Source organism: Microcystis ichthyoblabe FBCC-A1114, from assembly GCF_050500245.1.
Classification (GTDB): domain Bacteria; phylum Cyanobacteriota; class Cyanobacteriia; order Cyanobacteriales; family Microcystaceae; genus Microcystis; species Microcystis ichthyoblabe_A.
On the sequence record NZ_CP191408.1, the window covers coordinates 233,000 to 247,605 of the forward strand.

The following is a 14,606-nucleotide window of genomic DNA, read 5'->3' on the forward strand; positions in this document are numbered from 1 at the left end:
AGCCTAGATAGTAAATTCTATCACGATCGGAATCTTGGTCGCAGACAGGAAGTCTGACTTAAGATAGAAGATCGGAGTCTCACACGGAGCGATCGATAGACAATGGCGGGTAAAACTCAACTTAAGAAACAAGAAAAGCAATTATCTCCACTCGATCTGACCCCTTCTGACGGTAACAACCTCGAAAAAGTTGCCCCCGTTAAACATTGGTCGATCGAAGATAGCGAAAATCTCTATCGCATCCAAGGCTGGGGAGAACCCTATTTCTCGATCAATGCCGCAGGAAATATTACCGTTTCGCCCCAGGGAGAAAGGGGCGGTTCTTTGGACTTATACGAGTTAGTTTCGGCGATTAAGCGGCGAAATATCGGTTTACCCCTGTTAATTCGGTTTAGTGACATCCTTGAGGATCGGATCGAGCGCCTGAACGCCTGTTTTAACCGAGCGATCGCCCGTTATAATTATGCCAATGTCTATCGCGGTGTCTATCCGATCAAGTGCAATCAACACCGTCACATCGTCGAGTCTTTAGTACGTTTTGGCAAACCCTATCAATTTGGGTTGGAGGCTGGTTCAAAACCTGAGCTAATGATTGCTTTAGCTACCCTAGAACCTGCCTTAAACGGCAAAAATGACAAAACACAACCCTTGCTAATTTGTAACGGCTATAAGGACAAAGAATACCTGGAAACTGCCCTATTGACCACTCGTCTCGGTCATCGGCCTTTGATTGTCATCGAACAATTGGAGGAATTATATTTAACCCTGCGCGTCAGTCGTCAGTTAGGAATTGCCCCACATTTGGGAGTGCGTGCGAAACTGGGGACAAAAGGGGTGGGCCGTTGGGGATGTTCCACGGGAGACCGGGCAAAATTTGGTTTAACCGTCCCGGAAATCTTAACGGTGGTGACGGAATTAGAACAAGCGGGGATGTTAGATTGTCTGCAACTGCTGCACTATCATATCGGGTCGCAAATCTCCGCTATTAGCGTCATTAAGGATGCCATTCGCGAAGCTAGTCAGATTTATGTGGAATTAGCGAAATTAGGGGCAAATATGACCTATCTCGATGTGGGGGGTGGTTTAGGGGTGGATTACGATGGCTCAAAAACTAACTTCTACGCCTCAAAAAACTACAATATGCAGAATTATGCCAATGATATCGTGGCTGAGGTCAAGGAAGCTTGTGAAGATGCCCAGATTTCACCCCCAATTCTCATCAGTGAAAGTGGCCGGGCGATCGCTTCTCATCAATCGGTGTTAGTCTTTGATATCTTGGGAAGTAGTGAGGTTCCCCAAAATCCCCCCGATCCCTGCAATGGGAAAGAACATCTGATCCTCCGTAATCTCTGGGAAACCTACACGGGTATCGATGAGCGCAATTATCAGGAAGCTTATCACGATGCGGGACAGTTCAAAGAGGAGGCGATTAGTCTGTTTAATTTCGGTTATCTCAGTCTCAAAGAACGAGCTAGAGCCGAACAATTGTACTGGGCTTGTTGTCACAAAATTCTGCAAGTGGCCCGACAAGAGGATTATGTTCCCGATGACTTGGAAGACTTAGAGCAAATTATGGCCTCAATTTATTATGCCAATCTCTCGGTTTTTCAGTCAGTTCCCGATAGTTGGGCGATCGATCAACTATTTCCAATTATGCCGATCCATCGTCTCGATCGAGAACCTACTCAAAGAGGAATTCTCGCCGATTTAACCTGTGATAGTGATGGGAAAATTGCCCAGTTTATCGATTTGCGCGGGGACATAAAATCAGTTTTAGAATTGCATCCGTTGGAGTACAAAAACGGGAAACATTCTCCAGAACCCTATTATCTAGGAATGTTTTTGGTGGGTGCTTATCAAGAGATTATGGGCAATTTACATAATCTTTTTGGCGATACTAACGTGGTACATATTCAGATGAGTCCCAAGGGGTACGATATCGAGTATCTAGTCAAAGGAGATACGATCACGGAAGTATTAAGTTATGTGCAGTATTCTGCGGAAGACCTGTTAGAAAGAATTCGTCTTCGTTGTGAACAAGCTTTGCAGGAAAATCGCATGACTGTGGAAGAATCCCAATTACTACTACAGGATTATGAACGCAGTTTGCGACGTTATACCTATCTAGTGGGTGGGGATTAATAGAGGTTACTTGTGGGGGAAATTTAGCTCATTTTCCCTTTTTAAAGCATTGATCGCAGAATTTTGGGCTAATGCTACCTCTGGTAGTACATTTATATGTATTTTCTCACTCCTTTCTTGCCGTCCCGCAGGAGGGAAGCGACATCAACATCTATTTCGTAAAAATTTAGTTACAAATACTTTGCGATTTGTGTCAATAACTTGCTACCTGCTACTTTTGCTACAGGAAATAGGTTACAACCCACATTCCGCATTTCTTATCATTCAATTGATAATTTGATAATTATTACTAATACATTGCTTACAACCCATTGGCAGGAAGGATTATAGCTACAATTATTGATTTTCATCAAGGTGATGTAAAAATATATAAGAATATATAAAAATATATAAAAATGTGCGTAATTTCGGTTACAACTAATGATGGAATAGAGTAAGTGGGTGGGTGGAATTAAGTATAAGATGAACGTAGGTTGGGCTTCGGCCGTGAGCTTTTGCCGAACGGTTGAAGCATGAAACCCAACTCCTGCTCATGTTACGCTACCGCCAACCCATCCTACAAATAATTTTGCCTCCCTACTTAAGAGTCTTTACTCAAGGATAAAAAAGATGCTTGACCAAAGTTTCAACCTATCAGACAGCAATGTTTTAGATGATATCTTCCAGTTACCAACCCTTGGCGTGGGATCAGGTTTGGGACGCTCCGACTTGATTACCCCTTTTGTCCGCAAAAGTCTCCAGGGACTGGATTCTGACTTTTTAAGCAATTCTCTGGAAGAATACCAGCTAGAACTGAAAAATCGCTGGCAATCATCCCAATCCCTTTCCTCTTGGCCTAACGGCGGTGATTTTTTAACAGGTCAAAGTAGTTCTGCGGGTCTTTTCAGTTCTGTTGACCTAGCCGGCAATACCCTCGCTACTGCCAGAGCGATTACCGTCGGTTCCAGCACCACCAGTTACACCGATTGGGTAGGAAGCACCGATACCAACGATTACTATCGTTTCACCCTCGCTAATTCTAGTAACTTTAATCTCAGTCTCACCGGAATGACCGCCGACGGGGACGTGCAACTGTTAAATAGTGGCGGTTCTGTCATTGCCTCCTCTACTAACGGTGGTACGGCTTCTGAGAGCATTACCGGTCAGTTGAGTGCAGGTACCTACTACATTCATGTCTATCCCTATCAAAGTGCTAATACCAACTATAATCTCGCTGTTTCGGCTACCAGTATTGACCTAGCCGGCAATACCCTCGCTACTGCCAGAGCGATTACCGTCGGTTCCAGCACCACCAGTTACACCGATTGGGTAGGAAGCACCGATACCAACGATTACTATCGTTTCACCCTCGCTAATTCGGGTAACTTTAATCTTGGTCTAACTGGAATGACCGCCGACGCGGACGTGCAACTGTTAAATAGTGGCGGTTCTGTCATTGCCTCCTCTACTAACGGTGGTACGACTTCTGAGAGCATTACCGGTCAGTTGAGTGCAGGTACCTACTACATTCATGTCTATCCCTATCAAAGTGCTAATACCAACTATAATCTCGCTGTTTCGGCTACCAGTGGTGGAACTGGATTTAACTCCACCTATGGTTACGGTTTAGTTAACGCTGCCGCTGCCGTTGCTCAAGCAATTAGTCAACCCACTTTTGCCGATGTTCCTAACTTGGGAGGTAATAACTGGGGTAATGATATGGTTAACGCCCCCGAAGCTTGGGCAAGAGGTTATACAGGACAAGGTGTTACAGTAGCTGTAATTGATTCTGGGGTGGACATTTCCCACCAAGACCTGAGCAATAATATTTGGCGCAATACAGGGGAAATTGCCAGTAATGGCATTGATGACGACGGAAATGGCTATACCGATGACGTTTATGGCTGGAACTTTGGTATCGGTCAAAATAACAATAACGTTCTACCCGGAACTACTTCTTCTGGACAAGGACACGGAACTCACGTCGCTGGGACAATTGCCGCCGCTAATAACGGCATTGGTATGACGGGCGTTGCCTATAATTCCCGAATTATGGCGATTCGTATGGGAGATGTAGATTCACAAGGTCGGTTTACTAATGGGGGCAACCTTGCTCAAGCTATCCGCTATGCAGTGGATAATGGCGCTCGCGTCATTAATATGAGTTTGGGATGGTCTGATTCAACTGCTTTACGCGATGCCCTTGCCTATGCCGCTAGTCGCAATGTGATTACGGTTAGTGCAGCTGGCAACTCTAGCTTGTCTTCTCCCGGAACACCTGCATACTACGCTACCCAATACGGTTTTTCCGTCGGTGCCGTCAATAGCAACCGGACAATTGCTAGTTTCTCCAATCGTGCCGGAACTAACAGCAGTATGCAGCACGTTATGGCTCCGGGGGTGAATGTTTATTCGACCTTACCAGGCAACCTATACGGGAATTCCAGCGGAACCTCGATGGCGGCTCCCCATGTGGCAGGAGTAGTGGCTTTAATGCTCGGGGCTAATCCCAACTTAACCCATGCTCAAGTCCGCAGTATTCTCACTAGCAGTGCTGTCCGTCTTGCTTAAAACGCTATTAATGCTCACAACCCAGAGCATTCCTAGTTAACCAATGCTGAAGAAAGTCTCTGTTGGATTCTGCAGGAGGCTTTTCTTCAGCCAAAATAACAGCCAAATCGCCAAAACTATGATTTATCCTAACTTTCGCTGGTTCCTAAGTTTGACCATTATTCTAGTTACAATGATGAGCTTTACTGACCCGAATTTTTCTCAATCAAAACAGGGTATTTCTGGCACTATTCTTCGTCTTAGCGGCGACCAAATGCCCACTATAGACACAACATCCTTAAGAACAAAACCTGAACCTATTAAAACAACTGTTTGGATTTTTTCAGGTAGAATTCCCGCTCAAGGAACCAACTGGCCAGTAGCCCAAGCCCAAAAACATCCTCACCTAATCAAGCAAATAAGTAGTGATTCTCAAGGTAATTTTTTGGTGGAATTGCCCTCAGGGGAATATACTCTCCTCGCTCAATATGATGACAATTTGTACCTCAATAATTTTTTAGGGGACGGCAGCTATGGAACCGTACAAGTGACTAACGGTCAAATTGTCAATATTCAGTTAATTAACACGGAAAAAGCTTATTTTTAGCAATTATTGTCCCAAAACGCTCAAGAAATAACATTTCTTGAGAGTGAGATAGAAGAAAATAATTTACTATCTTGCTTGATTACGTCTGCATTTCGCCAGTATTTGAATTGGCGAATTCCTAGTCTTTTTAATTACGATAGGTCTGGCTCTGTAATTTCTTCGGCGATGTTCTCTAGCATTCTTGGAATCTCTTCTTCCGTTACGTCATTTCTTCGGCTAACATTTAAAATATCACCTTCTTTTAATTGTTCGAGTATATTCTCGGCTAGTCTTTTCGTATAAGTTCGTTTACTGGCGACAAAATCTAACTCTTCGCTCAAGGGTTTCCGACAATTATCGCACTTAAATTGACGACGATTAACTTGTGGGTACACTGGTTGTCCTGAGAGCGGCGAATCTTTGACTAAATGGGGTTTGCTGAATAAATCTAAAAACCTTGTTTGATAAGACTTTTAGACTTTTTTGAAATCCAAAAGTGGTGGACATGGGAGTGATCAGGGGGAAAATCCCAGGACTTTTTCCCTGAAAATTAGGTAATTGACCCCCTCAAAATGGGTAAAACCCCACACTCTACCCCCACGAAAAACTTTTTGCCACAAACCCTATCTAGTGGGTGGGGATTGATGATTGCTCTTGCCGATCGAGTAATCGATCGAGGATGATAGAAAATAGACAAAATACATAGGCAGTAAGGGGAAGCAGTGGAAAAGGGAACGCTGGTAGAATTTCGGGTGCAAGGAGAAAGGCGCTTAGGGGTGATCGATCGCCCAGAAGGTAAAAAAGATTGGATCGTCATCGATCAAGGGGGAAACCCGCATAAACTGCGTCCCCAACGCTTCGATTACATTATCAAAGCAGGTCCGTCCAACCATAAGGAGATTGGCAATTTTCTGCGGGAAGTCCAACCCTATCTAGATCCCAGTGGTTTAGAAGTGGCCTGGGAATTATTAGCCGGGGAAAATCAGTTAGTCACTCCCGAAACCATGGCCGAGATTCTCTTTTCCGATCGCAGTCCCCAGTCTTGCTATGCAGCCCATTGTCTCTTGAGTGATGATAAAGTTTATTTTAAAAATAAAGGGGATGGTTACGAGGCCCGCTCGGAAAATCAGGTAGAGGAAATCAAACACCAGCTAGAGGTAGAACAACAGCGTCAACGGGAAAAAGGCCAATTTCTCCAACGTCTCCAACAGACCCTGGCCGGTGAAACGGTAGAATGGTCAGAAAGCGATCGAATTCGTCTGGAGTCTCTAGAAAAATTTATCCTCCAACCCGAACAAAAATATCCGGCAGCCACGGACATACTCTCGCTGCTAGGCCGTTCCCAAACCCCCGAGGCTGCTTTTGAATTGTTAGTCGATTTGAAATGGTGGAGTAGTCACGAAAACCTTTTCCTGCGACGCAGTTCCTACCCTGTTCAATTCTCGAAAAAGGTACTTGATGTGACGCGTCTTAATTTACTCAATCCCCCTGCGGATGCGGATGTCAACAATCGTCTCGATTTAACCCACCAAAAAATTTATACCATCGACGATGAAAGTACCGAGGAAATCGATGACGGATTATCGGTGGAAATGCTCGCGGATGGTGGTCATCGTCTCTGGATTCATATTGCCGATCCTAGCCGTTTAGTGCTTCCCGATGATGAATTAGACCTAGAAGCGCGTCGTCGCAGTACCAGTCTCTATCTTCCCACGGGAATGGTTCCCATGTTTCCCCTAGAGTTGGCCGCCGGTCCAATGAGTTTGGTACAGGGTAAACTTTGTCCCGCATTGAGTTTTGGGGTAATCCTCGATGAAACGGGGGCGATCGCCGATTATCGTATCCATCCCAGTACAATTAAACCCACCTATCGCCTCACCTACGAAGATGTGGACGAAATGTTACATCTGGATCTGCAGCATGAACCGGAAGTGAAGATTCTCAACCGTTGGGCCAAACAACGCCACGCATGGCGCAAATCTCAGGGATCGATTAACATCCAAATGCCAGAATCATCTATTAAGGTGAAGGCTAACGACGAAATTATCATAGAATTGCAGGAAGTTTCCCCATCTCGGCAATTAGTGGCGGAAATGATGATTTTAGCCGGAGAAATCGCCGGTCGCTACTGTCAGGAACACGAGATCCCCGTGCCTTTCCGCGGACAACCACAACCGGAATTACCCCCCGATGAGGAGTTAATTTTACTACCTGCGGGCCCAGTGCGTTCCTGTGCCTTGCGTCGCTGTATGCCGCGCAGTGAGATGACGACGATTCCTAACCGTCATGCTAGTCTGGGATTGAATACCTATTCCCAAGTAACTTCGCCAATTCGCCGTTATACTGACCTTTTGACCCATTTTCAACTAAAAGCCCATCTCCGGGGCGATAAACTGCCTTTTACCCGGGATAGAATGCAGGAAATTCTCTATAGTGTCGCTAGTTCGGCCCTGGAAGCCACCTCGGTGGAACGACAAACTAATCGTTATTGGAGTTTGGAATTTTTGCGACGACAGGGAGATCAAGTCTGGCAAGCTTTGGTATTGCGCTGGCTGCGGGAAGAGGAAAATTTAGGCTTGATTTTATTGGAGGAATTGGGGTTAGAATTACCCCATCGTTTTGAGCGATCGGTATCTTTAGGCGATCGCTTTCAAGTACAAGTTAGTCGCTCTGATCCCCACCGCGATGAGATCCGTTTTCGCGAGTTATCGGGTTTTGTCTCCTCCCAAGCAAGTTAATCTCTCGCGGAGACAGAATTCAGGAGTCGGGAGATAGGGGTTTAGGGGTTTAGGGAAATTTCAGCCAAATGCTCCACTCCCCTCTACCCTCTCCTTGAGTTAGCGGGTTCGTCATCTGATCCGTCTATTTCGGGTGCGGAACCTCTTGGCAGACTTTAAATACCGAACAATTTATTATACTAAATCCGTTGAGTATAGGCCACATATCAGGAGAGGCACTCATGCAAGAGGCAAAAGGGAGAATAATCGCTCTTCTGGAACTTTCGGAAATCCCCGACCGAATCCAGATTCTGAAACCCTTGCTTGACAAGTGATCGCTAACTTTTTTTCTAATAAAAACTCAAATTTGGCTCTCTTGGATTTGGTGGGTAAAATGTATTCTAAGATACAGTCCTGCTGGCGAGGGGGTGGAACGAACCACAAAGACACAGAGGACACAAAGATTGATCGATCCTATGTAAGTTAAACTTATCACACAGAACCTAGAAGAGCCGAAGAGCGATAAGCCGTCAGCTTTTTGCTGTGATCAGTAAACAGTGAACTGAAAACTCAAATCCGATCCCTGATAGCTGTCTCCTGACTCCTGACCCCACTAACAAACTTTTTCAGAAAACCCTACTCACTTTTCACCCGATCTGCCCGGTCTTGCTATTGTTAAAAGTATAGAACCTCCGAAAAAGGTCTCAACTCTGTGCAGTTAAAACAAGTCATCATCGCTCATAAGGCCAACCATCCCCAAAGTAAAGCATGGGCGGAAAAATGCGCTAAACAGTTAGAAGCCCGTCAGTGTAAAGTTTTAATGGGACCCAGTGGCTTTAAAGATAATCCCTATCCGGTATTTTTAGCCTCAGCATCGGAAAAAATCGACCTTGCCATCGTTTTGGGCGGAGATGGAACCATTTTAGCCGCCGCTCGCTATTTAGCTCACGAAGACATTCCGATTTTAGCGGTGAATGTCGGCGGCCATCTGGGATTTTTAACGGAACCTTTTGAGATTTTCCAGGATACGGAGACGGTCTGGGAGCGTTTACAATCCGATCACTATGCGGTACAACAACGGATGATGTTAACGGCCAGAATCTATGAAGGGGATAAAAGAAATCCGCAGCCAGTGAGCGAGGCATTTTATGCCCTGAATGAGATGTGTGTGAAACCCGCTAGTATCGATAGGATGCCCACCTCAATCCTCGAAATCGAAGTGGACGGGGAAATAGTAGATCAGTACCAAGGCGACGGACTATTAGTGGCTACTCCCACGGGATCCACCTGTTACACCGCTTCCGCTAATGGTCCGATTATACACCCCGGCATGGAAGCGATCGCTGTCACCCCGATTTGTCCCTTGAGTCTCTCCAGTCGGCCGATTGTCATTCCCCCGGCATCTCTGGTCAGTATTTGGCCTCTAGGAGACTACGAGTTAAATACTAAACTCTGGATGGATGGTGCTTTAGCCACTTCCATTTGGCCCGGGCAATGGGTGGGAGTTACTAAAGCCGAAAAATTCGCCCAATTTATTATCCTGCGGGAAAGTTATTCTTTTTATCAGACTCTACAGGAAAAACTGCAATGGGCCGGGGCGAGAATTCATTATGATGGCAATCGTCATAATTAGGGTTTGCGGCAAAGTTTTTCGTGGGGACAGGGTGTAGGGTGTAGGGTTTTACCGATTTTGAGGGGGTCAATTACCTAATTTTCAGGGAAAAAGTCCCTGAATTTTCCCCCCAATCACTCCAAAGGTCGACACTTTTTGAGGGAAAAAAAGTCTAAAAACCTTATCCAACAAGGTTTTTAGATTTATTGAGCAAGCCCTAAGTATATCTTCTAAAATTGGTCATTACTTCCGATTTTATCAGTAAATCTAGGCTTTTGGGGGTAGAACCCCCCAAACCCAGAAGCGCATTTGCTGATTGTCGGTATTTCTGCAAGAGAGGGTCAAAAGTTGTCAAAATATTTGACAAAGTTGCCACTTTATGGTAAGAAATTGGGTTATTATTATCCCTTAAATTTTAAATTTCATCCCATCCAGTTAAGCCAGAAGACATAACATAACTGGTAACAGTTGCTTCAAAAAAGTTAGCTTTGGTGTGGCCTTCTTTTTTGGTATCGGAAAAGCGTTCCAGATGGTTATAGGGACTTTTGTTATACTTTTCTTCCCTGTATAAAGGCTCAAGTCCGATCGCTTTTAGCCGAATATTAGCGAGGTATTTAGTGTACTGTTCGGTACTGTATTCGGTAATACCTAAAATGTCGTTGCCAACGATGTGATTTGTCCAGCGACATTCGTGTTTAACGGCACTATCGAACATCTCATAAATCTGTTCAACGGAATGGGGAAAAATTGCCATGGCTTCAGGAATAAGTTTTTGATACAAACGGACGTGACTTAATTCGTCCCGGTTGATCATTTTGAAAACGTCAGCACTACCGGACATTAGCTGTCGAGAAGCGAGATTATAGAAAAAGATAAAGCCGTTATAAAAATACAAACTCTCCAGTAAATAGTCGGCAAGAAGAGCGATAAAATAGCTTTCAGTAGTTTGTTTATCGATGTATTGCTGGTAGAGACTAGCAATAAATTCACAGCGATCCTTGAGAACTTTATCGGTGCGCCAAAAGTCATAAACTTCGCCTCTGCGATCCGAGGGAATAATCGTTTCAATTAAGTATTGATAACTTTGATTGTGCATGGCCTCTTGAGAAATTTGTTCCGCCATACAAAGACTAATTTCTGGCGCAGTGACGCTACCTTTTAGGTGGGGAATATTACAGGTTTGCACGGAATCAAGAAAAGTTAGATAGGACAAAATACCATCATAAGCATATCTTTCTTCGTCGGTAAGATGCCCGTATTCAGTCACGTCTTGAGTGATATCTAAGCGTTGCGGGATCCAGAAATTTTCCCGCATTTGTTGATATAAACCCACCGACCAGGTGTAGCGGACATCGTTTAATTGCATCAGGTTGGTGGTGTTACCAAACCAGATCGAACGGTTTTCGATCGCATCATCTCCCGACGGATTGAAGATCGGGGAAATGGGCATCGAATGGCAAGAATTAACTAAATGTAAGGACATGACTACTTGGACATTAAGGCACTTTTAGTTTATAATAGGTTTTCGGTAAAAAGTCAAATGGTTTGATTAGGGATAAATTCAAAATCTAGGGCTTCTGCCAAAGTAAATGGGCAATCGTTCGGGAATTTATCTAGGTTTATCCCTGTTTCAATAGCGGCTTTTTTTCTAGCCTTATTATAGCATTTTTTGAAATTTTCTTCTGTTAAAAAACTCTTAAGACTAGGGCTATTTTCTAAATCTTCTTCGATTCTTTCGCGATGCTCAAAAAGGTTTAATGCCCAGCTTCTGGTTTGTTTTTCTGGCTCTTGTAAGTATTTTAGTAAATGCCATAAAATCACGCTCAGATTGCTTTTTAATGCTTTCTGTTGACTGATAGATATAGATTTTATTTCTTCAATTAAATTCTCTAAATCTAATTCAGAAAATTGATTATTTTCTAGCAAAAATATGGTTTTATCTATCCAGGGATAGTAGTCTTTTTTGTATAAGTTCTTTTCCATAATTCGCCAATTCAAAAATGAAACGCATCAACCTCAAGAGTTGACAAAGAAATGCTCATCAGGTACTGTCTGATCATTAACAAAAACAAATCAGACCCAAAAACGAAGCCCCCAACATCTTAACATAGAACAAAGAAACTTGCTCTACCAACTTAGTCAAGAGGGAAATTTATCGTATAACTGCTAAAATAGCAATGACTAAAATATCGGTTAATAAATGTTTTTGGGTTGGGGACACTCTCGGTTCAGGAATATCGGCTCTTCCAGGTTTGGTGGGTAAAATGTATTCTAAGATACATTCCTCCTAGCGAGGGGGTGGAACGAACCACTCCAGACACAAAGGACACAAAGATCGATCAATCCTATGTAAGTTAAACTTATCACACAGAACCTAGAAGAGCCATTAATTTTGCTGAGATACTTAAAAAGTAAAAAAGGGGTTGGGGGAAGAACCTCGGCCTGACTGTAGCCAATTTGACAGAATTAATCGATAGATAAGAGTGAATGGAAGTAACTAGGATAAGTTCGCAGTTTTTAGCAATCTTATCCCGTTTTTTCCCTGTAAATGCTGTATCTGTGCGGCTTTTCCCAATTATCTCCCTCAACACTCCTACCACTTAATTTCCATGCAGGGTTATAATTGTATTAAGATGTGTAACAATTCTCTGGCAAACTCTTGACAAAGGATAACAAATCTGCTCTACCAAAAAACAGGAAAGGTTTTATTTCTATGACATTAATTCAAACCGCCCAATTATCGCTAGAAACTTTGGCTTTAGCCTTTTTTAAGCAGACAGAAGGACGCTGGCAATCCCAGAGACGTTATTACACCCTCACCCAAGAAACGGAACCCCAAGAAGTTATCAGCGCCATCGAGATTAAATATTTACCCCAGGGCAGCGAACCATTAATTCAACTGGCCCGTTTACATAATCTGGAAGATACAACTTTATTAGGTGGTACGGAAGTGACTTGGCAAAGTAATTATCTCCGTCCCCAGAGTAAAAAACCCTCCAACGGTTCCACTATATTCGGTATTTTAGATAATATTCTCTATCGCGATCGGGGATTTGCGACGGATAAACCCGTTAGTGCCATTTATACCTTTCCTAACCCCTCTACTCTCTGTCTGAGAACAGAATACGCCGGTTCTGTCTTTGAAGAGGAAATTAAACTCATCGGTCAACAATATCGCACTCGACAAACTATTATCTCTCGCGCCGGTCAAGAATTGATGATCGGTCAATATCTAGAAAAACGGGTTAATTAGTCAAAAAAATGGCGGCTATTCCCAGAATTTTGACTTCTATCCTAGGAATAGGGCTGAAATCAAATCAGCCCTTCCCATAACTCCCCTTTAAACCGGGGTTAAATTGTCTTGATTCTGACTAGCGAGAAACTTCTCTAATTCCGTAATCGCATCGGCATCGACTTTAGTTTGCATGGGACAGAATTTCGGTCCACACATCGAACAAAACTCCGCAGTCTTATAGATATCTGCGGGTAAAGTCTCATCGTGGTATTCCTTAGCGCGATCGGGGTCCAAGGATAACTGAAATTGACGATTCCAATCAAAATTATAACGAGCAATGGAGAGTTCGTCATCACGATCCCGCGCCCCGGGACGATGACGGGCGATATCTGCCGCATGAGCCGCTATTTTGTAGGCAATTAAGCCATTTCGCACATCTTCAGCGTTGGGTAAACCGAGATGTTCTTTCGGGGTGACATAACATAACATCGCCGTCCCGTACCAACCCGCCAGAGCCGCCCCGATCGCCGAGGTGATATGATCGTATCCGGGGGCAATATCGGTGACAAGGGGACCAAGAACATAGAAAGGTGCTTCGCTACACTCCTCCATTTGTTTTTTCACATTAAATTCAATTTGGTCCATGGGAACATGGCCCGGTCCTTCCACCATCACCTGTACATCGTGTTCCCAAGCGCGACGCGTCAGTTGGCCGAGGGTTTTCAATTCCGCTAATTGGGCTGCATCGGAAGCATCGTGGGTACAACCGGGACGTAGGGAGTCACCGAGACTAAAAGAAACGTCATAACGCTTGAAAATCTCGATAATTTCGTCGAAATGGGTATATAGAGGATTTTGCTTGTGGTGGTGCAGCATCCACTTAGCAATAATACCACCCCCCCGGGAGACAATCCCGGTCAGACGAGTTTTGACTAAAGGCAGGTGTTCGATGAGGATTCCCGCATGAATCGTCATGTAATCCACCCCTTGCCTGGCGTGTTTTTCGATAATATGGAGGAAATCTTCGGGGGTGAGTTTTTCAATATTGCCGTGAACGCTTTCCACCGCTTGATAGATGGGTACAGTACCGATGGGGACGGGAGAAGCATTGATAATCGCGGTGCGAATTTCGTCCAAATTACCGCCACCGGTGGAAAGATCCATTACCGTATCGGCGCCGTATTTGACCGCTAGGTGTAATTTTTCCAGTTCTTCGTTAATATTCGAGGAGTTAGGGGAAGCCCCGATATTAGCATTAACTTTACACTTAGAAGCAATACCGATCGCCATGGGTTCGAGGTTGAGGTGATTGATATTAGCGGGAATAATCAGTCTTCCTCGGGCGATTTCGCTGCGAATCAATTCGGGAGAGAGATTTTCCCGTTTTGCCACATACGTCATCTCTTCGGTAATTATCCCCTGACGGGCGTAGTGCATTTGCGATACATTTGCTTGTCCGCGCCGGGGGGCAACCCATTCTTGTCTCATAATTTTATTTCCTCTGTAAACAGCTTCCCTACGCTGGAATTACCCAGTCTCAGGTTCTAAGGGTCTTTCTCAGCCTGATTGCCTCAGACACCCCTAGCTATGACGGCAATTGTATCACTGTTGACGACTGAGGAGATCAAGCTTAAGATTGTTGTTTGATTAGGCGGTTATCAGTTATCAGTTATCAGTTATCAGTTATCAGATGTGAGTTTTGGCTCTTCTGGTTTCTGTGTGGAAACGAGGTCTATACTGATAGTTTATTTAACAAAATAGTCCTAAAAGTCTTTCCCAGTAAAC

General features: G+C 44.2%; 9 protein-coding genes, 1 pseudogene and 1 riboswitch. Of the genes and pseudogenes, 6 read left to right on the forward strand and 4 right to left on the reverse strand.

Annotated features, from left to right (window positions below; genetic code table 11):
* The first annotated feature begins 102 nt into the window (after positions 1-102).
* The 3 genes from speA to ACQY1Y_RS01090 all read left to right on the forward strand — a co-directional run bounded on the left by speA (position 103) and on the right by ACQY1Y_RS01090 (position 5,278).
* On the forward strand, positions 103-2,142 hold the full coding sequence (gene speA / locus ACQY1Y_RS01080) for a biosynthetic arginine decarboxylase (RefSeq protein WP_123230232.1): 2,040 nt from the start codon (positions 103-105) through the stop codon (positions 2,140-2,142).
* A 609-nt stretch (positions 2,143-2,751) separates the two neighbouring features.
* On the forward strand, positions 2,752-4,692 hold the full coding sequence (locus ACQY1Y_RS01085; RefSeq protein ID WP_430013801.1) for a S8 family serine peptidase: 1,941 nt from the start codon (positions 2,752-2,754) through the stop codon (positions 4,690-4,692).
* 175 nt (positions 4,693-4,867) lie between these two features.
* Complete coding sequence (locus ACQY1Y_RS01090; protein ID WP_262382225.1) at positions 4,868-5,278, forward strand: hypothetical protein; 411 nt, start codon at positions 4,868-4,870, stop codon at positions 5,276-5,278.
* A gap of 134 nt (positions 5,279-5,412) precedes the next feature.
* Here the strand turns inward: ACQY1Y_RS01090 and ACQY1Y_RS01095 are convergent.
* Positions 5,413-5,688 (reverse strand): annotated as a pseudogene (locus tag ACQY1Y_RS01095) (helix-turn-helix domain-containing protein); the annotation flags it as partial.
* Between the two features lie 291 nt (positions 5,689-5,979).
* On the opposite strand from ACQY1Y_RS01095, the gene ACQY1Y_RS01100 reads away from it, so the two are divergent.
* Both ACQY1Y_RS01100 and ACQY1Y_RS01105 read left to right on the forward strand, forming a co-directional pair.
* A complete protein-coding gene (locus ACQY1Y_RS01100) occupies positions 5,980-7,995 on the forward strand; it encodes a ribonuclease catalytic domain-containing protein (protein ID WP_123230230.1) in 2,016 nt (671 codons plus the stop codon).
* Positions 7,996-8,686: 691 nt separating this feature from the next.
* The gene (locus tag ACQY1Y_RS01105) at positions 8,687-9,607 is read left to right on the forward strand and encodes an NAD(+) kinase (protein WP_002777783.1); all 921 of its coding nucleotides are present in this window, start codon (positions 8,687-8,689) and stop codon (positions 9,605-9,607) included.
* Between the two features lie 394 nt (positions 9,608-10,001).
* On the opposite strand, the gene ACQY1Y_RS01110 is transcribed toward ACQY1Y_RS01105, so the two are convergent.
* Complete coding sequence (locus ACQY1Y_RS01110) at positions 10,002-11,069, reverse strand: ribonucleotide-diphosphate reductase subunit beta (RefSeq protein ID WP_016515829.1); 1,068 nt, start codon at positions 11,067-11,069, stop codon at positions 10,002-10,004.
* Between the two features lie 53 nt (positions 11,070-11,122).
* On the reverse strand, positions 11,123-11,569 hold the full coding sequence (locus ACQY1Y_RS01115; protein ID WP_430013802.1) for a DUF29 domain-containing protein: 447 nt from the start codon (positions 11,567-11,569) through the stop codon (positions 11,123-11,125).
* Positions 11,570-12,299: 730 nt separating this feature from the next.
* Here ACQY1Y_RS01115 and ACQY1Y_RS01120 point away from each other — a divergent pair.
* Entirely contained in the window at positions 12,300-12,839 is a 540-nt protein-coding gene (locus tag ACQY1Y_RS01120; RefSeq protein WP_002738011.1) for a phycobiliprotein lyase, read from the forward strand.
* An 87-nt stretch (positions 12,840-12,926) separates the two neighbouring features.
* On the opposite strand, the gene thiC is transcribed toward ACQY1Y_RS01120, so the two are convergent.
* On the reverse strand, positions 12,927-14,309 hold the full coding sequence (gene thiC / locus ACQY1Y_RS01125) for a phosphomethylpyrimidine synthase (protein WP_430013803.1): 1,383 nt from the start codon (positions 14,307-14,309) through the stop codon (positions 12,927-12,929).
* An 8-nt stretch (positions 14,310-14,317) separates the two neighbouring features.
* Positions 14,318-14,414: riboswitch (TPP riboswitch) on the reverse strand.
* Positions 14,415-14,606 lie beyond the last annotated feature (192 nt).

Coding starts and splice junctions, on each gene's coding strand:
- speA (WP_123230232.1), top strand. CDS start 103: ATGGCGGGTAAAACTCAACTTAAGAAACAAGAAAAGCAATTATCTCCA.
- ACQY1Y_RS01120 (WP_002738011.1), top strand. CDS start 12,300: ATGACATTAATTCAAACCGCCCAATTATCGCTAGAAACTTTGGCTTTA.
- thiC (WP_430013803.1), bottom strand. CDS start 14,309: ATGAGACAAGAATGGGTTGCCCCCCGGCGCGGACAAGCAAATGTATCG.
- ACQY1Y_RS01090 (WP_262382225.1), top strand. CDS start 4,868: ATGAGCTTTACTGACCCGAATTTTTCTCAATCAAAACAGGGTATTTCT.
- ACQY1Y_RS01110 (WP_016515829.1), bottom strand. CDS start 11,069: ATGTCCTTACATTTAGTTAATTCTTGCCATTCGATGCCCATTTCCCCG.
- ACQY1Y_RS01115 (WP_430013802.1), bottom strand. CDS start 11,569: ATGGAAAAGAACTTATACAAAAAAGACTACTATCCCTGGATAGATAAA.
- ACQY1Y_RS01085 (WP_430013801.1), top strand. CDS start 2,752: ATGCTTGACCAAAGTTTCAACCTATCAGACAGCAATGTTTTAGATGAT.